Source organism: Arthrobacter sp. KBS0703 (genome assembly GCF_002008315.2).
GTDB lineage: Bacteria > Actinomycetota > Actinomycetes > Actinomycetales > Micrococcaceae > Arthrobacter.
Map to the genome: position 1 here is coordinate 102,751 of NZ_MVDG02000001.1, position 17,966 is coordinate 120,716.

Below are 17,966 nucleotides of genomic sequence, written 5' to 3' on the forward strand. Positions count from 1 at the left end.
ATTCGTGGCGCGGCGTCAGGCCTTGGCGTGGAGGCCGTCGAACGCGATGGTGATGACGTCGTCGGCGAGCTTTTCCGGGGAGAGCGAGCCGCCGGGCTTGTACCACTCGACGATCGAGTTGATGGTGCCGAACAGCAGGCGGGTGACGGTGCGGGGGTCGATGTCCTGCCGGAGCGACCCTTCGTCCCGGGCAGCGGAAATCAGTCCAGCCACCTTGTGGTCGAAGGCACGGCGGCGTTCCATGGCCGTGCGCTCGATGTCCGTGTTGCCGCGCAGCCGCAGCAGCAGCGTGACGAACGGCAGCCGCTCCACCAGGACGGCGATGGTCTGGCGCAGCACGAACTCCAGGCGCGCGTCGGCGGCACCGGACGTGGCGCCCGGCTGCTCCAGGATGGCTTCGAGGCCGCCCAGCGCGTGGTCCAGGGCGAGCTTCAGGAGGTCGCCCTTGGACGGCACGTGGTGGTATATCGCGGACTTCGAGATGCCCAGGTTCTCGGCGAGGATGCCCATGGATGTGGCATCGTAGCCGTGGCGGTTAAAGACGTCGACGGCGATCAGCAGCACGGATTGCTGATCGTATCCGGGGCGGCCGCGCTTCGTTGGTGCTGCTGTATTGGCTGCTGTGCTGGGCATACCGGCTATTTTCTCATGAACGTTCGGTCAACGCGCGCAGGCACGTTCTGCCAGCCTGCGCGGGGACGTCCGGCGCGGACACGTCCGTGGCCGGCCGGGGCCAGCCACGGACGGCCGCGCGCGGCACGGCCTTAGGCCTTCGGCCGCAGGTCGTAAATGCGGCGCAGCTTGCCGTTGGAACGCTCAAGCGAGCCCGGATCCACCACGTCCACCGTGCACGAAGAACCCACGTGGATCTTGATCTGCTCGCGCAGGGCGCGCGCCGCCGTCGAACTTGCCTCGGCGGTGACGTTGTCGCGGCGCTCGATCTTCACCGTCAGCTGGTCCATCCGCTGGCCTTCGGGGCGCGTGAGTTCGAGCTGGAAGTGTGGGCTGAGCTCGGGGATGCGCAGGGCGATTTCCTCGATCTGCGACGGGAACAGGTTCACGCCGCGGAGGATGATCATGTCGTCGCTGCGGCCGGTGATGCGGCCCATCCGGCGGTGGGCCGGACGCGCCGTGCCGGGGAGCAGGCGGGTGAGGTCCTTGGTGCGATACCGGATGATCGGCAGGGCTTCCTTGGTGAGCGAGGTGAACACGAGTTCGCCGTGCTCGCCGTCGCCCAGGACGTTCTCCTTGCCGGGAGCTGGGTTGAACGGATCGATGATTTCCGGCCGGAAGTGGTCCTCCCAGATGTGGCTGCCGTCCTGCGTCTCCACGCATTCGCCGGCCACGCCCGGGCCCATCACCTCGGACAGGCCGTAGATGTCGCAGGCCTTGATGTTCATGGTGACTTCAAGCTCGTGCCGCATTTCCTGGGTCCACGGTTCGGCGCCGAGCACGGCGTACTTCAGCGACGTGGACGTGGGGTCGATGCCCATGTGCGCCATGGCGTCGGCGATGGTGAGCAGGTAGGTGGGTGTGGCCAGGATGACGTCCGGCTCGAAGTCCTGGATGAGCTGGATCTGGCGTTCGGTCTGCCCGCCGGACATCGGAATGACAGTGCAGCCCAGGGCTTCGGCGCCGGCATGCGCGCCGAGTCCGCCGGTGAAGAGGCCGTAGCCGTAGGCGTTGTGGACCTTCATGCCGGGCCGGACACCCGAGGCGCGGAGGCAGCGGGCCACGAGTTTGGCCCAGTCCGCCAGGTCCTTCGTGGTGTAGCCGACGACGGTGGGCCGGCCCGTGGTGCCCGAGCTGGCGTGCACGCGGGCTATTTCGCTCTGCGGCACGGCGAACATTCCGAACGGGTACTCCTGGCGGAGATCGTCCTTGGTGGTGAAGGGGAAGTTGCCGAGGTCGGACAGTTCGCGGAGGTCCGTGGGGTGGATGCCGGCGTCGTCGAACTTGCGCTTGTACAGCGGCACGCGGTCGTAGGCGTAGGCCACGGTGTGCTGCAAGCGGCTGAGCTGGAGCGCTTCGATCTCGTCCCGGGACATGGTCTCTTCGGGGTCCAGCACGGCGTCGGTGGCGTGCGCGGCCGTGGCGGAAGCGGCGTTGGGTTCAGTGGCGTGGAGGGTCATGATGGGTTCCTACTTCTTGGGGATGGTGCGGCTGCGCCCGCGGAACTCGGCTATGAGCTCGCCCGGCAGTTGGGTGCCGGGGTCGGCGGCGAAGATTTGGATGTCGTACAGGCCGCTGCGGCCAGCGCTCGAGCGGCGGTCGGCGACGGCGGTAATCACCTGGCCCTGGAAGGCCGGCTTGAGGAAATTGATGTCGACGCCGGAGGCAACAGTGATGCTGTCCGTGCCGGTGCCGGTGCCGGTGCCGGTGCCGGTGCCGCTGCCGTTGCTGCCGGTGCCGGTGCCGGTGGTGCCTGGGCCCGGGGTGGCCGGGTTGCAGGCGAGGGCGAAGGCGGAGTCAGCGAAGGCGAAGATCATTCCGCCGTGGGCCATGCCGAAGCCGTTGAGCATCTCCTGCCGCAGGGTCATGCGGATGGTCGCGTGGCCGTCGCCGAGGGCAAGGACCTCGATCCCCATCCACTCCGAGGCATAGTCGTTCTCGAGGGTGGGATGGGTCATACCGGGAATTGTCGTTTCAGCCACGCGTCATTGCCTCCAGCTTTATTTACCGAATGTTCATTAGGTAATCCCATCGGGGGCCTTCGTGTCAAGGGTGCGTGCCAGTCTGAAGGGTCCCGCGTAGGCAATGGCCACGAGCGCGGCCAGTACGTGGAGCAGGGCCAGGGTCCACCACAGCGTGAGGTAATGCGGGCCGGCCAGCGCCGGGAAAAGAAGGGCTCCGGAGGTGTTGAACGAGGCATGGAACAGCATGCAAAGTGGCACGCTTCCGGCCCCGGGCCAGGGATGCTCCCCGGTGACGGGATCCAGGGCGCTTCGCGTGGAACTCGTGCTGTTGTAGATCCAGGCCAGCAGCACGGATTGGGCGATCACCATGAGCAGGAACGGAACCGGCGGCCGCTGTCCGGTGGGGTCCGACACGAGCTCCGGCAGGTGCCACAGCGCCCACACGACGCCGAGGAGAAGGGAGGCGGCGAGCGCGGTGTGGTTCTGCTGGAGCAGGGGCAGGGCGTAGCCGCGCCAGCCGAGCTCCTCGAACAGGCCCACGATCACCAGGGTCGAGGCGAACGTGCCGATCAGCATGAACCAGCCTGGGTTCGGGCCCAGTCCCGGTGCGGGGGCGCCGCCGGCAACCGTGAGGGCGGCCGAAGCCAGGACCATCAGGCACGGCAACGCGAGTGTCACCACATACCAGCGGACAGGGACGCGCCAGCGGGCGAGCTGCCGCACCAGCCGGAGCAGGCCCTCCTTGCCGCCGGACAGGGATGCCACCACGAGCGCCGCCAGCGCGGGCCCGAAGGGGACCATGGGCGAGCTGTCCGGATTGAGCAGTGTCAGCGGCCACACCCACCACGAAATGGCAAAGGCCAGCCCGAAGAACAGCGAGAGCTTCTGCCGGGCCGTCCACGCGCGCGGGTTGCGCCACCTCCGCCAGCTGTCTCTTATACACATCTAGATGTGTATAAGAGACAGCCCGCCGGGCGCGGCGCGCGGCGCGGCTGGGCTGCTGAGGTGGCTGGCGCGGCGGCACGCGGCCGTGGCCGTCAGCCGGCAGGTGGTGAGCCATGGCCGGTCTCCTCCGCAGGGCTCGTCCCGGCCGCCTCCGCGGGGTGCTGATGTGTTCGTTCGCGCAGGTCGGGGAGGGGTTGCTGGCCGGCGCGGCGGGGACTCCGGAGGATGCGCGCCGCCGCGACGCCGCCGAGCAGCACGATCACCGCGGCAATCTGCTGCCGGCCGCCGTCGAACACGTCCAGCTTTGCCTCCGCGGAGGCGTTGAAGGACCCGTGCAACAGCCCCACGATCAGCAGGCTGTGGCCCTGTCTCTTATACACATCTAGATGTGTATAAGAGACAGGTGTTCAGCAGATAACTGCCCAGCAGCGGAGCCCAGCCCTCGGCAGGCGGGTGGAAGGTTACGGTGGCCGCGGCAATAACCATGTTGAGTGCGGGAACGGCCAGCAGCGCCGCCACATACCAGCCCGGTGCCACTCGCCAGCGGAACGCCCGGCGAAAGAGCTCACGCACGGCGGGCCGTCCGCTCGCGGAGCCGGTGACAAGGACGGCCGTTCCCAGCAGGATCAGCAATTCGGCAAGGATCCCGGGCAGGATGTTCCCGATCGGCAGGATGGAACCTATCTGGGCGGCCCAGGAGAGCGTGATGGCAATGGCCACGAAGGCGGCCACGGGATGCCGTTTGATGAGGGACGCAGACGTGGCAGGCGAAGTTGCAGGGGACTCGGGAGAGTTCATCAGCAGTGCCGTCGGTCGGAATCGCCGGTTAGGGATGGGTCTCGAGGCGCTGGCCCGCCACGTGCCCGTGGAGCGCTGAGCCGCTGACGTGGGAATCAACACCATTGTCTGCTCCCGAAAGTCGGCGAACAAGTGAAAGTATGGAGAAGCGCGGCTCCGGTGCTTGGGCGGAATCGCCGAGGGGTATGTCTCTAAGGGACACATCGCCGCTGCACGCTCCGCGCAGGACTTCCAACCAGAGGACTGATCATGGCCAAAGGTATATATGTCAGTGCGACCACGCCGGGTTCGGGCAAGTCGCTCATAGCGCTGGGCCTCGCGGACACGCTCCACCGGCACGCGGACCGCATCGGCTTCTTCAAACCCGTAGTCCACGGGGACGACGCCGGGGCGGACCCCATGGTGGCGCTGATGAAATCCCGCTTCGACCTCGAGGACCAGCGCTGTCGCGGCGGCCTGACCTTCACGGAGGTCCGCGGCCTGCTCGCAGAGGGCAAGCGCGAGGACATCGACGCCCGCTGCGTGGAGATCTTCGCCGAGATGGGCCGGCACTGCGATGTGATCATCGTGGAAGGGACGGACCTCACGGGTCAGGAGGCCGCCGTCGAATTCGACCTCAACGCCCGCCTCGCCAACAACCTGGCCGCCCCCGTGGTGGCGGTGGTGGGCGCGAAGGGGCGCAGCGTCGCGGAGACGGCCGCCGCCGTCGACGTCGCACGGAAGGAGCTGGCGGCGGAGAAGTGCACGCTGCTGGCCATCATGGTGAACCGCGCCGATCCGCAGGACGCGGACGCGATCGCTGCAGCCGTGAAGCCCGGTGCCTCCGGCCGTCCGGTGTACATCTTCCCGGAGCTCGACGACATTGCCCGGCCCACCACGGGCGAGGTGGCCGCCGCCCTGGGCATCCGCCAGATTGCCGGCCGCGCGGACATGGAGCGCGACGTCCGGGACGTCAAAGTGGCAGCCATGAATGTGGGCAACTTCCTGAACGTGCTCGACGACGGCGCGCTGGTGATCGTGCCGGGGGACCGGGCGGACGTGATGGTGGCGTGCCTGGCGTCGTCGTTCTCCCCGGAGTTCCCCGTGCCGTCAGCGCTGATCCTCACCGGCGGCCTGGCCCCGGATGCCAACATCTACCCGCTGCTGGCATCCGCCCCGTTCCCGGTCTTCGACACGACCGACGACACCTACACCACGGCCCGCCGGGTTGCCGAGGTCCGCAGCGAGATTTGGAGCGGGCACCGCCGCAAGGTGGCCTCCGCGCTTGGCCTGTGGTCGCGGCGGGTGGACGAGGCTGAGATCCTGGAACGCCTGCACCTGCCCCGGGCCGAGCGCATGACCCCGCTGCGGTTCCTGCACGACCTCATCGAGCGGGCCCGGTCCCAGCGCCGCCACATCGTGCTTCCGGAGGGCACGGACGTCCGGATCCTTCGCGCCGCCGAGATCCTGTACCGCCGCGACGTCTGCGACCTCACGCTGCTGGGCCGCGAAACCGACGTCAGGGAGCTCGCCGCCAGCCGGGGCATCGACCTGTCCGGCATCAACATCGTGGATCCTGCCACCTCGGAGCTGCGCCAAGGTTTCGCGGAGAAGTACGCGGAGCTGCGGGCGCACAAGGGAGTGGACCTGGCCCGGGCACTGGAAGTCATGCTGGACGGCAGCTACTTCGGCACCATGATGGTCCAGCTTGGTGTGGTGGACGGCATGGTGTCCGGCGCCGCGCACACCACGGCCCACACCATCCGCCCGGCGCTGGAGTTCGTGAAGACCCGCGAGGGCGTGAAGATCGTATCGTCGGTGTTCTTCATGCTCATGCCGGACCGTGTGCTGGTCTACGGCGACTGCGCCGTGAACCCCGACCCCAACGAGGAACAGCTGGCGGACATCGCGCTCGCCTCGGCGGAAACCGCGGCCCAGTTCGGCGTGGAGTCCCGGGTGGCCATGCTGTCCTACTCCAGCGGCGGTTCCGGCTCGGGCGAGGCCGTGGAGAAGGTGCGGCTGGCCACCGAGCTGGTGAAGAACCGCCGGCCGGGGCTGCCCGTGGAGGGCCCCATCCAGTACGACGCCGCCGTGGACGCCTCCATCGCCGCGTCCAAGATGCCCGGCTCGTCCGTGGCCGGCCAGGCCACCGTGTTCATCTTCCCGGACCTGAACACCGGCAACAACACGTACAAGGCGGTGCAGCAGACCTCCGGGGCGGTGGCCGTCGGGCCCGTCCTGCAGGGGCTCCGCAAGCCGGTCAACGACCTGTCCCGCGGCTGCACGGTGGAGGACATCGTGAACACGGTGGCCATCACCGCCGTGCAGGCCCAGTCCGTGCAGCCGCCCTCCCCGGAACAGCAGACCGCCCCGCAGCAGGCCGCCGCGCCGGAACCCGCAGCAGCAACCGTCCCGTCCGCAGAAGCCAAGGCTTAGGAGGCCCCATGCTCGTGCTTGTCATCAACTCCGGCTCGTCTTCGCTCAAGTACCAGGTGCGTGACGTCGCGGCCGGCAGCATCCTCACCGACGGGCTGATCGAGAGGATCGGCGTGTCCAACGGCGGCCAGGGCGACGGCGAGGTGGTGGGCCCGGCGGACCATGCCGAAGCCCTCGAGCAGGTGGATGCCGCGATCCACGAGGTGCTGGGTGACCGGGAGCTGGATGCCGTGGGGCACCGCGTGGTCCACGGCGGCGAGCGGTTCGGCGAGCCCGTGCTGATCAACAACGAGATCACCCGCGCCATCGAGCGGCTCAATCCGCTGGCTCCCCTCCACAACCCCGCCAACGTGCTGGGCATCCGGGCCATCGCCAAGAAATGGCCGGATATGCCGCAGGTCGCCGTGTTCGACACCGCCTTCCACCGCACGCTGCCCGAGCACGCTTGGCGCTATGCCGTGCCGGATAAGCTCTACACCAACCACGGGATTCGCCGCTACGGCTTCCACGGCACCTCGCACGAATACGTCACGCACCGGGCCGCGGCGCTGCTGGATCTTCCTGCGGACGAGTTCGACGGCGTGATCGCCCATCTGGGGAACGGCGCCTCGGTCACGGCGATCCGGGGCGGCAAGTCCGTGGACACCTCCATGGGCTTTACGCCGCTGGAGGGCCTGGTCATGGGCACCCGCTCCGGCGATCTTGATCCGTCCATCCTCGTGTTCCTGGCCCGCGTCGGGTGGAACGCGGAGGACCTGGACACCATGCTGAACCGCGAATCCGGGCTCAAGGGCCTGGCCGGCAACAACGACATGCGCTCGGTGGTGGAGGCTTCCGAAGCCGGCGACGCCCGGGCGGCCACCGCGCTCGCCGTCGCGTCCTACCGGCTGGCCAAGTACATCGGCGGCTACCATGTGGCGGTGGGCGGAGCGAAGGCCCTGGTGTTCACGGCGGGGATCGGCGAGAACTCCCACCAGTTCCGTGCGCTGGTGGGGGAGCGGCTGCGTGCCCTGGGCATCGAGCTCGACGCCGGCCTGAATGCTGAGCGGTCCAAGGAACCCCGGGTGATTTCCTCCGCGTCGTCCGCCATCCCGGTGCTCGTGGTCCCCACGGACGAGGAACGTGCCATCGCAGAGGCGACGGCCGCCGTCGTCGGAGGTTAGCCTGTCCCAAACGCGTTCGGAACGGCACCGAATCGCCAAAAACGGCCGCCTGAAGGGCACGCCGGGCGGCCGTTTTTGGTGATCGGCGGACGGCCGGCGGCGTACCCTCGAACCATGCCCGACATCGCCCTGCCCATCCACACCGAGCGCCTGCGGCTGCGCCGGTTCGAGGCCTCGGACCTGGACGCGTTCCATGCCTACCAGTCGCTTCCGGAAACGGCGCGCTTCCTGCTGAGGGAGGCCAAGACCTACACGCAGTCCATGGAAACCGTGGGCAGGTACGCCAATTTCGCCTTCGAGAAGGAGGGCGACTGGATCTGCCTGGCCGTTGAAGCCACGGACAATCCCGGGCTGCTCGGCGAGGTGGTGCTCAAGTGGCTGCCGGGCGACGGGCAGGCCGAGATCGGCTGGATCATGGCGCCCGAGGCGCGCGGCAAGGGGTACGCCACCGAGGCTGCGCGGGCGTTGCTGGACCTCGGCTTCGGTCAACTGGGCTTCCACCGGATCGATGCCAAGCTGGATTCGCTCAACACCGGATCGGCCAGGATCTGCGAGCGGGTGGGCATGCGGCTGGAGGCCACGCTCGTGGAGAACTGGCGCTACAAGGGGGCGTGGTCCACGGAGCTGATCTACGCTTTGCTCGCCGAGGAGTGGCGGGCTGGCTTGGTTACCTGACGGGGCCGGCGCGGATCAGCCGGGCCAGACGTCCTGCCGGATCAGGCGCGCCGTGAATTCGGCTTCGGGCAGGGGCCGGCTGAAGTAATAGCCCTGCCCGCTGACACAGCCTGTGCTTCGGAGGTGTTCGGCCTGTTCCGCGGTCTCCACGCCTTCCCACACGGCCTCAAGCGAGCAGGCCCGGATGAGCTGGTGGATGGCCGCAATCAGGGCCGGCTGGGCGGGGTCGCTGCCCAGTGCAGTGAGCAGGGTGCGGTCCACCTTGACCCGGTCCACCGGGAGTCGCCTCAGGTAGCTGATGGAGGAATACCCGGTGCCGAAGTCGTCAATCTCCAGGCCCACCCCGAGCTTCCGCAGGCTCGCCAGTGTGTACCGGTCAAGCTCGTTGCCTTGGATGATGGCGCTCTCGGTCAGCTCCAGGACCAGCAGCGCGGGTTCCAGGTCCGCGGAGCTGAGGGCGTCGCGGACGTCCTCGATGAACTCGAGGCGCTGCAGGTCCGCGGCGGAGATATTGATCCGCATGGTGAAGTTGTGCTTCTTGGTCTCCGGGTCCGTCCGCCAACGCCGGAGCTGCTCCACGGAGGCCTTGAGGACCCACTTGCCCAGCTCGGAAATGAGGCCGGTTTCCTCGGCGATGGGGATGAATTCGTCCGGCATGATCAGCCCGCGGGTGGGATGCTGCCAGCGCACCAGGGCCTCGACGCCCTCGATCCTGCCGGTGGCCAGCTCAATGATCGGCTGGTAGAACAGCACCAGCTGTGATCCGGAAATGGCCTCGCGGAGTTCTCCCACCAGCTGGTTGCGGAGCTGCCGGGCGTGCAGCATGGCCGGTTCGAACACCCGCAGCTTGTTGCGGCCGTCAGCCTTGGAGGCGTACATGGCGATGTCGGCCTCCATGAGCAGTTCCTCGGAGGTCTCGCCGGGGTCCGCAATGCGCAGCCCCAGGCTGGCTCCGCAGCGGATGGTCTTGCCGTCCACATCGAGGGTTCCGTTGAGGGCGTCCAGTATCCGGTTCCCCACCGCCGCGGCCTTGGCCGGCTTGGTGGCGGGGAGCAGGATGGCGAATTCGTCGCCGCCCAGCCGGGCCACCATGTCGGTGTCGCGCACGCAGGACTGGATCCGCCTTCCCACCGCGGCCAGCACCTGGTCGCCCATGGAATGGCCCAAGGAATCGTTGATGCTCTTGAAGGCGTCAAGGTCCAGCAGCAGCAGCGCCGGCGGCAGCCCGCCGTCGGCCGCTTCCGCCTGGGCGGCCTTCAGGGCGCTGACCAGCGCGGAACGGTTGAAAAGGCCCGTCAGGGTATCGGTGAGGGCCATTTGTTGCAGCTCCAGGTGCGCCGCGTTGAGCATTTGGGTGCGGGATTCAACCCGGTCTTCCAGTTCCTGGTAGATGATCTGGAGGTCTTCGGCGAGCAGGTTGGTGCCCATGATGACGGCGTCCAGCTCATCCCGGGCGTCGGAAATTTCGATGCGCGAATGGAGCTCCCCGGAGGCGAGCCGGACAATGCCGTCGAGTAGCCGCCCCAGCCGCGGATCGCCGTCAGTGAACATTGTCCAGGCGTCTCAACCAGTCAAGGGCTTCGGCGTCCGACGTGAAGTACTGCGCCGGGACCAGGCTGAACTCCCCGCCCAGGAGGAAATGCGCGAGCAGCCTGTCCACGGGGCTTTGGCCAACAAACGCCCAGGCGGACACCGAGGGAATGGCCGCGTAGGCGGCCCGCGCGGTGCGGCTCACGGACGCCACGCCGGTCAGTTCAAGTACGACGGCGACCCGGCGGCCTCCGGCCAGCTCACCGAGCTGCTCGCTCAACTGGGCGGCGCCGGTTGCGTCCAGGTCCGCGCCGCGTGGCAGCACGGCTTTCACGGCCAGGTCTGGCAGCACCGTAAGAGTCACGGCAGGTGCGGGCAGTCCTCCACCGGCCGGCGGCAGGGGCAGGTCCGGCGCAGGGCCTGGAGCCACTGTTGTCTCTGACACTTACCCCCCTTGGAGAAACTGCTGGTGGTTCTCGGCCGAGGCCAAGAACGTCCGCACCGTTGCGCTCCGCTCCGGCGCAGCCGCCGTATCGAACAGCGTAGCCGCCTCTTCCAATATCTGCATGGAATTGGTGCTGGATCCTTGTGCCATGAGGGCCTTGCCGAGAATGAAGGAGGCCTCGGCGGCGGTCTGCGTTGCGAGGACGGGGAACTTGCTGCGGAGCGGTTCCAGCAGGTTGATCGCCGAATCCATGTCGCCGGTGAGGTAGTACCAGTGGGCGCGGACCAGGGACATTTCCAGCATGTCGCGTTCGCTGCCGCCCACAACTTCCGTGGCCAGCTCGGCCCGCTCGATGCAGCGGAGGGTCGCGGCGTTGCCGAGCTGGGCGTGCAGGCGCATTTCCGCGGAGCCCCGGTTGAAGCGTGCCCAAAGGTCCACATCCTTGGACGGTGACAGCTGGCCTGCCGCGAGGTCGTGGTAGTGGCTGCCCTCGTTGACCCGGTCGCTCAGGAACGCAACGTTGCCCATCACCCAGTAGGCCTTGCCGGCGGTGTCCTCGTCCACATGGTCAGTGAGTAGTGATTCGAGGTCCAGGCACTCCCGCCATGCTTCCTCAAGCCTGCCGCTTTCAGCGAGGGCCGCGATGAGGGCCTGCTGGGCCTGGAGGTGCAGGTAGACATTTTCGAAGTCGCCGGCCACGAGGCGGGCTGCGGCGGCCGCCGCCTGCACGGCCTCAGGCAGCCTTCCCACACCCTGCAGGGAAACCGCCAGCAGGATCTGGGCACGGGCTCCAAGGTCCGGCGCGGAGCCAGCCACCTCATGCTCGGTGAGTTGGCGGGCCAGATCGACGCATTCCTGAACGGATCCCTGGTCACGGAGGCATTCTGCCTGGAGCAGCACCATCTTCCACCAGCTCAGGTCATCGCCGACCTCCCTGGCCATGTCGGCGGCTTCCCCGGCCTGGGTAAAACCGGCACTGTAGTCCCGCCGCTTCCAGCTTTCGCGGGCAGCCAATTCTGCAATCACGAAGGGTGACAAGTCGCGCGGCATAGACATGCTCACAATTATCCATGCCGGGGCGCAGAACGCCGACGTTCCCCCGCGGAATGGCGCTTGTTACAGCCGATATCGCCCCTGCCGTGGGCCCCGGTGAAATTCTTCGGAAATGACAGCAATTGACTTGACTAAAACTTGAGATTAAGAACGTATACTGTCGCCGTAATGAGTAATTCACATCACAACGAAAGGAACAGCGGATGAAGAAAGTAGCCGCAACACTCCTCATGACCGGCATCCTGGCTGTTGCCGGATTCGCTGCTCCTGCGAACGCCGCTAAGGACAAGGACGTCACCTCGTCCTCCTCGACAGAAACGGTCAGCTACTCGCAGATCGGCTGGTGGCCTCACTAAAGTTCGTGGTCTCAAACGCGACAATTTGGACTGCCCTGGACCCATCGGTCCGGGGCAGTTTCCATATGTCGGCTCTTGGCGGGTGGTTGCTGTAGGCGCCGCTGAGCCGGCGCCGCTGAGCCGGCGCCGCTGAGTCCACGCTGCTGCGCTACGGTCCGGTCAGCGGCAGGTGGACGGAAACGGTGGTCCCCGAGCCCAGGGTGGAGGTCAGGTCCAGCGAGCCGCCGTGGCGGTGCACGATGTCGTGGGCGATCGCCAGCCCCAGCCCGCTGCCCGGCACGGCCGCCGAGGAGGCGTTGGAGGCCCGGTAGAACCGGGTGAAGACCTGGGAGATTTCCTGTTCGGGAATGCCCACGCCGGTGTCGGCGACGCTGACGACGGCGGACTGGCCCGCGGTCTCGGGCATGAAGCTGATACTGATGCGGCCGCCGTCGGGCGTGAATTTGATGGCGTTCGCCACGATGTTGGTGAAGACCTGCTCGAGCTGGGCTTCGTCGGCCTGGATCTTGACGTCCTCGTGGGAATCGGCGCCGGTGATGGTGACGTTCCGCGATTCGGCCAGCGGGCGCAGGGCCGCCACCACGATCCGCAGCACCTGGCCCAGCTCCACCTGCTTGAGGTTCAGGTTTCCGGAGCCGTCCTGCTGCGACACCGTGAGCATGTCCTCGATGAGGCGCCGGAGCCGGTCCGAGTTCCGCGAGATGACCTCCATCATGGACTCGATGCCCGGAGGCACGGGGCCGCCGGCGCCGTCGCGGATCATGTCCAGATAGGCGGTAATGGACGTCAGCGGAGTCCGGAGCTCGTGGTTGACGGTGGCCAGGAAGTCAGTCTTGGCCTTGTCCAGTTCCCGCAGCTGCTGCAGCACCTGCACCTGGGCGCTGATCAGGTGGCCCTGGATGAGGCTGTGGGCGAGGTTTCCCGCCACGTGCTGGATCAGGGCGATCTCGGCCCGGGTCCATTCGCGCGGCGCGTCCAGCTGCGTGATCCAGATGATGCCCAGCGCGGAGTCGCCGTCGCCCACAGGAACCGCGATCGATGACCGGACGGAGGGCAGCCCGCACCAGGTCTGCAGACCGTCGGCCAGCGGAGATCCCTGATCGGTCTGGTGGTCCGAGACGGCCAGGACCTCGGCGTCTGCCCAGAGAGACGTCGCCAGTTCGCGGGCCGCGTCCTCATAGGAACCCAAAGTGTCGGGCAGCGGGGGCAGCCCGGGCTTGCACCACTGGGCGGTGATCCGGGGCACGCGGGTGTCCTGGAACGTGGTGAACCAGACTTGGTCCGTGCCCAGCGACTCCAAGAAGCCCCGGACGAGGTGCCCGGCCATCTGCTGGGGACTGTTGGTGCCGCGGATGGCGGCGGAAACGTTGCGGAGGCTCTCGCGCAGGAACTCCGCCTGGGCGCGGATCCGGCGGCGTTCCCGGGACCGGCCGATCAGTGTTTCGACGCGGTGGGCCAGTTCCTCCCCGTCGGCTCCGCGGGAGACGTAGTCGGCGATGCCCCACGGCTCAAGCCGCGCCAGGTCAAAGTCTCCGGCGAGGTCCACGATGAGGAGCACCGGTGTGCCCTCCCACGTGTACCCGTCGGCCAGTGCCGTATCCAAAAGCACGACGGCGGCGTGGTTGCGTTCCAGCTCGGCGGCGAGGGCTCCGGTGTCGGAAGCGGTGCGCACAGTGTAGCCCGCTCCGGTGAGGACGGAAGCGGTAGCATGCAGCCGTTCCGCCTCGGGTATGGCGACGATTGCGTCGCGCGGCGCGGAAAGATGTTCCGGCGAAGCCTGGACCACTGTGCCCCCTGTTGTGCGCGAGCCCTTGCGGCTACCGTGATTTTCGACTCACATTATCAGCACGTGGACCGCATTGGCCGCGAACGCGGAGGCCTGTAGCTTGATAGTTGTCTCAATAGCCACCGCGGAGGTCTTGATTGTGGATGCCGATGCCAGCGGCCGGAACGCCCTGTTTGAATTGGAGCTGGACCCCGAGGGGCTCCTGCGGCTGACCTGGGCCCGGGGAGCGAGCCTTACAGAGGAGGACGCCGAAGCCGCCATGGAGCGGGTCAATATCCTCTGCGGGGAGAGCCGCCATCCCATGCTCGTGGACATGGCAACCACCGCAGACGTGAGCCGTGCCGCGAGGGCAGTGTTCGGCAGGCCGTGCCAGGCATCGAGGATCGCGCTACTCGGTTCTTCACCCGTGGACCGAGTCATTGCCAACTTTTTCCTGGGCATCAACAAGGTGCCGTGTCCCACGAAATTCTTCACGTCGGAGCGCGAAGCCCTCCTCTGGTTGAGGGACCACTAAGCTCGGGGCGGTTTTTCCTCCACCGGTCAGCGGGCCTGGAGCACTGAGAAGTAGCCCGGGATTTGCTCGGACTGGTTAGGGGATGTCAGCGGGCGGGTTTCGATGACGGCCGGCCCGTCCTCCACCACGTCCCAGCGCAGCTCCGGAAACGCCCGCCTGCGCTGAGCCGGCCCGAAGCGGCCGGGCATGGGCAGGCCGCGGATCGCCTTTTCCAGTGGAGCGGGGATGGAATGAAGCGTGGCCCCAAGATGGCTCACGTACTCGACGGCGTTGCCCCGGAAGTCCGTCTCGGCCAGGAACACCCGCCCGCGTTTGCCCACCAGGGGGAGGAGCTGCTCGGCGAGGGCAGCCTGCGCCGGGCGCTTGAGCACATGCAGGACACCACGGATGAAGATGTTCGCTTCTCCGGCCACCCCGGCGGCGGCAAGGGCATCGGCCACCGCGCGCCACGCCCCGGGAGCGGTCATGTCGGCCGCCAGGTATGACACCCGCTCCAGCCCGGCAGATTCGGAGTGCGCGCGGGCAACGGCGTTGGGGGAGACGTCCACGCCCAGTACATGCGGGAAGTGCGCGGCAAGCCGGCGGCTGAACGTGCCGTTGCCGCAGCCGACGTCGACAATCGGCAGGTCCGGGTTCAGCTGCCGCTTCAGCTGTTCCACGTAGCCCAGCATTTCGTGGTCGTCGCCGGTGTCCCACAGCACGTCGCCGCCCGCACCGGTGGCGCGGACGTTGCCCCAGAACTGGTCCCAGGCTTGCCGCGGATCCCTGGGCGCCGCAGAGGACAGCCTCACCAGTTTGGGGATCAGCAGGTATTTCTTCAGCGCCGAGAGCATCGTTCAAATATATGCCGTCATGCGCTGTGCCGGGCCCGATTCCGCGCGGAACACCGGGCTTTGGGCTGTTGTGGGGTCCTCAAGCCGCGACATTACGCCGGGAGCTCCGCCGGTTCGCCAAAAATGGCCGCCTGGGAGACCCTTCAGGCGGCCATTTTTGGTGAATCGCGGCCGCGATGGGCTCGGCCGGGGCGTGGGTTGGTGGGCTCGTGCGTGGGCTAAGGTGCGGCTGCGGCCTGGCCGGGAGTGGCCGCCTCCGCGCCTGCCGCTGGATCGGACGCCGGATCCGTCGCGGGCGGCGTCGGATCCGTGGTGGCTGACGGGTTAGGAGTCGTGTTCCCGGGGACCGTGCCCGAGGGAGCAGTCGCGCCGGGGCCGGCCGGCACGTTCGACGGTGCAGGGCCGGCGTCGCGCCCTGTGTCGGAGCGCCTGTCTCTTATACACATCTAGATGTGTATAAGAGACAGAGCCAGACCCGCCGGAGCCAGGCCCGGGCGTAGACCCGGAGCCAGACCCGGGCGTAGCCGTCGAACCGGGTGTCGGGTCACTGCCGGGCGCGGCGGCCTTGGAAGCGCTGGGGTCGTTCCGGATGAGCTCCATGAGCTGCTCCTTGTAGGCGTTCAGCCGCCCCTGGATTTCGGAGAGGGGAACGTCCTGCAACCCGCGCCCGAACTCCGCAATTTCCTGCCACAGGCTGCTGAGCCGGGCCATCCCGTCCTCGCTGAGGGGTCCGTCCAGCGTCAGTACAAGCTGGCTGGCCAGGGCATAGGTCAGGCACCGCACGCAGTTGTAGTTCGCTGCTGCGGAGAGATTCTCGGGGACCACCACATCCGTCTGGCCCAACATCAGCACCACCTGGAAACCGACAGCAACCGCCGCGCAGTCCGCGCAGTTCGCGAAGGCGTAGGCCTCGTTGCGCGTATCCACGGGCCCGCCGCCGGCCCACACCAGCGCGAAGGCGACGTCGTAGGTCACCGAGCCGTCGGTAGTGTTCACCGCGAGTGCCTGGTTGCCGTCCTCCTCCGGACCCGCGGGCCGGTCGAAAGGAAAGACCCACGACGGCGGAGGCGCGGCTTCGCGGGTGGTGTCCGCACCCTGATTCGGCTGGTCCCCCCGGGCCGGAGCCGGCGCTGTCCCTCCCCGCGGGACGAGGACCAGGCTGAGCTGCGGCCTGTCCCGGGTGGGCAGCGGCGCGCCGTCCGGCCACAGTGCAACTGTCTGGCCTGCCCGGCCTTCGCGCAGGGCTCCGTCTCCGCCGGACAGGGCGGGATAGATCGCGGAGGTGGCATCGAAGAGCGTGCCACGTTCGTAGGGCTGCACGGGGCGATAGTTGTCCCCCGCGGGCCACCAGGCCCAGGCCAGCCCGGCGGCAACCGCGGCGATGGCGGCCATGGCGGTTCCGCGCTGCAGCCGCTTCCCCTTGGTTTTCGCCCATAGCCACACGCCCAGTTGCCGCGCCAGGCGGAACAGCATGTAGGCAGTGCCCAGGATGGGAAGAGCGACGACGGCGATGGCCAGGACCCGTACCGCTGCGTCCGCGAAGTCTCCATTCGAGAAGCTGCCGGACAGCAGGGCCTGCTGGTGCTGGAGGCTTGCCCAGGCCGTGCCCAGCAGCCGCGGGAGCGAGATCACCATAAGCACCATGCTGATCAGGAGCAGCGGAACGGTCACCAGGACCCAGACGGTGATGACGGCGCGGGCCCAGGGTTTCAGGGCCTGCGCTTCGGGCTCGGGGCTGCGCCACCGCCACGGGAGCAGCCCCAGCAGTGTGGGTCTGATCCGTTGGAACAGGTCCGGCACGCCCGTGGCATCGGCCAGGATGTGGTACCCGTCGAAGCGGACCAGGGGGATGAGCTGGCGGACCATCTGCAGTATCTGCGTGAGCACAACCAGCAGCAGCGCATCGAAGCCGGTGGCCCACCAGATGCCCATGATGGCCACGGCAACGATTGCATTGAAGTACAGGCCGCCGACGTCGGTCCGCAGGCGGCCGCCCCTGCCCAGACGGTAGGAATCGGTGACATCCGTGTAGAACGCCGGCCAGACCAGGTAGAGGCCTGCGCCCATCGCGCCCGGACTCGCTCCTCCCCGGCGCGCGGCCGCGGCATGGCCAAATTCGTGGAAGCCTGCGGACAGGATCGTGACAGCGAAGATCAACAGCAGCAGCCACGGATTGGCGAAGGCAGCGTGCGTGGCCGACGCCAGCCCCTTGACCATCAGGACCCACCAGCAGGAGGCCAGGAACGCAGCGATGACGGCAGCCACGATGAGCGGATGGAAGAGCGCCGCGAACGGGGCCGTCAGCCTGCGCGTGCGCTCCGGATCCGTGACGGTGTAGCGGAATCGCATGCCCAGCAGGGGATCGGATTTCCGTACCTCGGGCTGGGAGCCGTCGGCGAGCTGCAGCAACCCGAGCGGCAAAAGTTGGCTCTCGATGAGCGTCCGGACGTTGTCGCCGCTGACGAGTCGGCCGAAACGCGAGCCGGCCAGGTCCGCGATTTCATCGATGCCCCGCATGCCGTCAACTGCCTCCAGGACGAGGAACAGCAGCCGGGTGAGCTGGATGGTCTGGCCGTCTGCACGGCGCACCAGGGACGGGGGCTCGCGGTAGCCGGAGCCCTTGGCTTCGCCGATCAGCTGGATGCCGTCGGCGCGGGAAGGCACCTCGCGCAGATGTGTATAAGAGACAGGCGGCCGGGGCGCCTGGCGCTGACGGTCCACCCGGGGCGGAAGCCGCCGTCGGGATGGCTGCAGGCGTGGGGAAGCCGGCGGGCCGTCCATGCTCGACGGCCCGCCGGGCGCAGTGTTCATTCGGGA

17 protein-coding genes are annotated in these 17,966 nt (G+C 67.8%); 5 read left to right on the top strand and 12 right to left on the bottom strand.

Annotation, left to right across the window (positions count from 1 at the left end; all coding sequences use genetic code 11):
* Nucleotides 1–15 precede the first annotated feature (15 nt).
* From B1A87_RS00500 to B1A87_RS00525, 6 genes are all read right to left on the bottom strand, one after another.
* A complete protein-coding gene (locus B1A87_RS00500) occupies nucleotides 16–633 on the bottom strand; it encodes a TetR/AcrR family transcriptional regulator (protein WP_078027557.1) in 618 nt (205 codons plus the stop codon).
* Between the two features lie 131 nt (nucleotides 634–764).
* Complete coding sequence (paaK, locus tag B1A87_RS00505) at nucleotides 765–2,132, bottom strand: phenylacetate--CoA ligase PaaK (protein WP_078027556.1); 1,368 nt, start codon at nucleotides 2,130–2,132, stop codon at nucleotides 765–767.
* A 9-nt stretch (nucleotides 2,133–2,141) separates the two neighbouring features.
* Entirely contained in the window at nucleotides 2,142–2,654 is a 513-nt protein-coding gene (locus tag B1A87_RS00510) for a hotdog fold thioesterase (RefSeq protein WP_078027555.1), read from the bottom strand.
* A gap of 36 nt (nucleotides 2,655–2,690) precedes the next feature.
* Entirely contained in the window at nucleotides 2,691–3,581 is an 891-nt protein-coding gene (locus B1A87_RS00515; protein ID WP_144275672.1) for a CPBP family intramembrane glutamic endopeptidase, read from the bottom strand.
* A 92-nt stretch (nucleotides 3,582–3,673) separates the two neighbouring features.
* A complete protein-coding gene (locus tag B1A87_RS00520; protein WP_144275673.1) occupies nucleotides 3,674–3,961 on the bottom strand; it encodes a hypothetical protein in 288 nt (95 codons plus the stop codon).
* A complete protein-coding gene (locus tag B1A87_RS00525; RefSeq protein WP_144275674.1) occupies nucleotides 3,954–4,379 on the bottom strand; it encodes a hypothetical protein in 426 nt (141 codons plus the stop codon). The genes B1A87_RS00520 and B1A87_RS00525 overlap by 8 nt, the downstream gene beginning before the upstream one ends.
* Nucleotides 4,380–4,628: 249 nt before the next feature.
* Here B1A87_RS00525 and pta point away from each other — a divergent pair, with 249 nt between their 5' ends.
* The 3 genes from pta (at nucleotide 4,629) to B1A87_RS00540 (ending at nucleotide 8,632) form a co-directional block, all read left to right on the top strand.
* Complete coding sequence (gene pta, locus B1A87_RS00530) at nucleotides 4,629–6,794, top strand: phosphate acetyltransferase (protein ID WP_078027552.1); 2,166 nt, start codon at nucleotides 4,629–4,631, stop codon at nucleotides 6,792–6,794.
* 8 nt (nucleotides 6,795–6,802) lie between these two features.
* Entirely contained in the window at nucleotides 6,803–7,957 is a 1,155-nt protein-coding gene (locus B1A87_RS00535; protein WP_078027551.1) for an acetate kinase, read from the top strand.
* Nucleotides 7,958–8,071: 114 nt separating this feature from the next.
* Nucleotides 8,072–8,632, top strand: coding sequence for a GNAT family N-acetyltransferase (locus tag B1A87_RS00540; protein ID WP_078027550.1), 561 nt, complete (start codon nucleotides 8,072–8,074; stop codon nucleotides 8,630–8,632).
* Between the two features lie 15 nt (nucleotides 8,633–8,647).
* Here B1A87_RS00540 and B1A87_RS00545 read toward each other — a convergent pair whose 3' ends face one another.
* From B1A87_RS00545 to B1A87_RS00555, 3 genes are read right to left on the bottom strand one after another with little or no spacing between them, the layout of a single operon-like run.
* On the bottom strand, nucleotides 8,648–10,183 hold the full coding sequence (locus B1A87_RS00545; protein ID WP_078027549.1) for a bifunctional diguanylate cyclase/phosphodiesterase: 1,536 nt from the start codon (nucleotides 10,181–10,183) through the stop codon (nucleotides 8,648–8,650).
* Nucleotides 10,173–10,607, bottom strand: coding sequence for a hypothetical protein (locus tag B1A87_RS00550; RefSeq protein WP_139362725.1), 435 nt, complete (start codon nucleotides 10,605–10,607; stop codon nucleotides 10,173–10,175). The genes B1A87_RS00545 and B1A87_RS00550 overlap by 11 nt, the downstream gene beginning before the upstream one ends.
* Complete coding sequence (locus B1A87_RS00555) at nucleotides 10,608–11,663, bottom strand: tol-pal system YbgF family protein (protein WP_078027547.1); 1,056 nt, start codon at nucleotides 11,661–11,663, stop codon at nucleotides 10,608–10,610.
* A gap of 200 nt (nucleotides 11,664–11,863) precedes the next feature.
* On the opposite strand from B1A87_RS00555, the gene B1A87_RS22725 reads away from it, so the two are divergent.
* The gene (locus B1A87_RS22725) at nucleotides 11,864–12,016 is read left to right on the top strand and encodes a hypothetical protein (RefSeq protein ID WP_185982182.1); all 153 of its coding nucleotides are present in this window, start codon (nucleotides 11,864–11,866) and stop codon (nucleotides 12,014–12,016) included.
* Between the two features lie 148 nt (nucleotides 12,017–12,164).
* Here B1A87_RS22725 and B1A87_RS00560 read toward each other — a convergent pair whose 3' ends face one another.
* Nucleotides 12,165–13,802 carry an ATP-binding protein gene (locus B1A87_RS00560; protein ID WP_078027546.1) on the bottom strand — a complete coding sequence of 546 codons (1,638 nt, stop codon included), beginning with the start codon at nucleotides 13,800–13,802 and terminating at the stop codon, nucleotides 12,165–12,167.
* Between the two features lie 139 nt (nucleotides 13,803–13,941).
* On the opposite strand from B1A87_RS00560, the gene B1A87_RS00565 reads away from it, so the two are divergent.
* A complete protein-coding gene (locus B1A87_RS00565; protein ID WP_078027596.1) occupies nucleotides 13,942–14,316 on the top strand; it encodes an STAS/SEC14 domain-containing protein in 375 nt (124 codons plus the stop codon).
* Between the two features lie 26 nt (nucleotides 14,317–14,342).
* Here B1A87_RS00565 and B1A87_RS00570 read toward each other — a convergent pair whose 3' ends face one another.
* Nucleotides 14,343–15,149 carry a class I SAM-dependent methyltransferase gene (locus B1A87_RS00570; protein WP_078027545.1) on the bottom strand — a complete coding sequence of 269 codons (807 nt, stop codon included), beginning with the start codon at nucleotides 15,147–15,149 and terminating at the stop codon, nucleotides 14,343–14,345.
* Nucleotides 15,150–15,473: 324 nt separating this feature from the next.
* Nucleotides 15,474–17,960: a hypothetical protein gene (locus B1A87_RS00575; protein WP_260680553.1), complete on the bottom strand. Its 2,487-nt coding sequence runs from the start codon at nucleotides 17,958–17,960 to the stop codon at nucleotides 15,474–15,476.
* Between the last annotated feature and the right edge of the window lie 6 nt (nucleotides 17,961–17,966).

What these genes read in the sequence shown, in the direction of transcription:
- B1A87_RS00515 (WP_144275672.1), bottom strand. Translation starts at nt 3,581, where the DNA reads ATGTGTATAAGAGACAGCTGGCGGAGGTGGCGCAACCCGCGCGCGTGG.
- B1A87_RS00525 (WP_144275674.1), bottom strand. Translation starts at nt 4,379, where the DNA reads ATGAACTCTCCCGAGTCCCCTGCAACTTCGCCTGCCACGTCTGCGTCC.
- B1A87_RS00500 (WP_078027557.1), bottom strand. Translation starts at nt 633, where the DNA reads ATGCCCAGCACAGCAGCCAATACAGCAGCACCAACGAAGCGCGGCCGC.
- B1A87_RS00535 (WP_078027551.1), top strand. Translation starts at nt 6,803, where the DNA reads ATGCTCGTGCTTGTCATCAACTCCGGCTCGTCTTCGCTCAAGTACCAG.
- B1A87_RS22725 (WP_185982182.1), top strand. Translation starts at nt 11,864, where the DNA reads ATGAAGAAAGTAGCCGCAACACTCCTCATGACCGGCATCCTGGCTGTT.
- B1A87_RS00570 (WP_078027545.1), bottom strand. Translation starts at nt 15,149, where the DNA reads ATGCTCTCGGCGCTGAAGAAATACCTGCTGATCCCCAAACTGGTGAGG.
- B1A87_RS00545 (WP_078027549.1), bottom strand. Translation starts at nt 10,183, where the DNA reads ATGTTCACTGACGGCGATCCGCGGCTGGGGCGGCTACTCGACGGCATT.
- B1A87_RS00575 (WP_260680553.1), bottom strand. Translation starts at nt 17,960, where the DNA reads ATGAACACTGCGCCCGGCGGGCCGTCGAGCATGGACGGCCCGCCGGCT.
- B1A87_RS00540 (WP_078027550.1), top strand. Translation starts at nt 8,072, where the DNA reads ATGCCCGACATCGCCCTGCCCATCCACACCGAGCGCCTGCGGCTGCGC.
- pta (WP_078027552.1), top strand. Translation starts at nt 4,629, where the DNA reads ATGGCCAAAGGTATATATGTCAGTGCGACCACGCCGGGTTCGGGCAAG.
- B1A87_RS00555 (WP_078027547.1), bottom strand. Translation starts at nt 11,663, where the DNA reads ATGTCTATGCCGCGCGACTTGTCACCCTTCGTGATTGCAGAATTGGCT.
- paaK (WP_078027556.1), bottom strand. Translation starts at nt 2,132, where the DNA reads ATGACCCTCCACGCCACTGAACCCAACGCCGCTTCCGCCACGGCCGCG.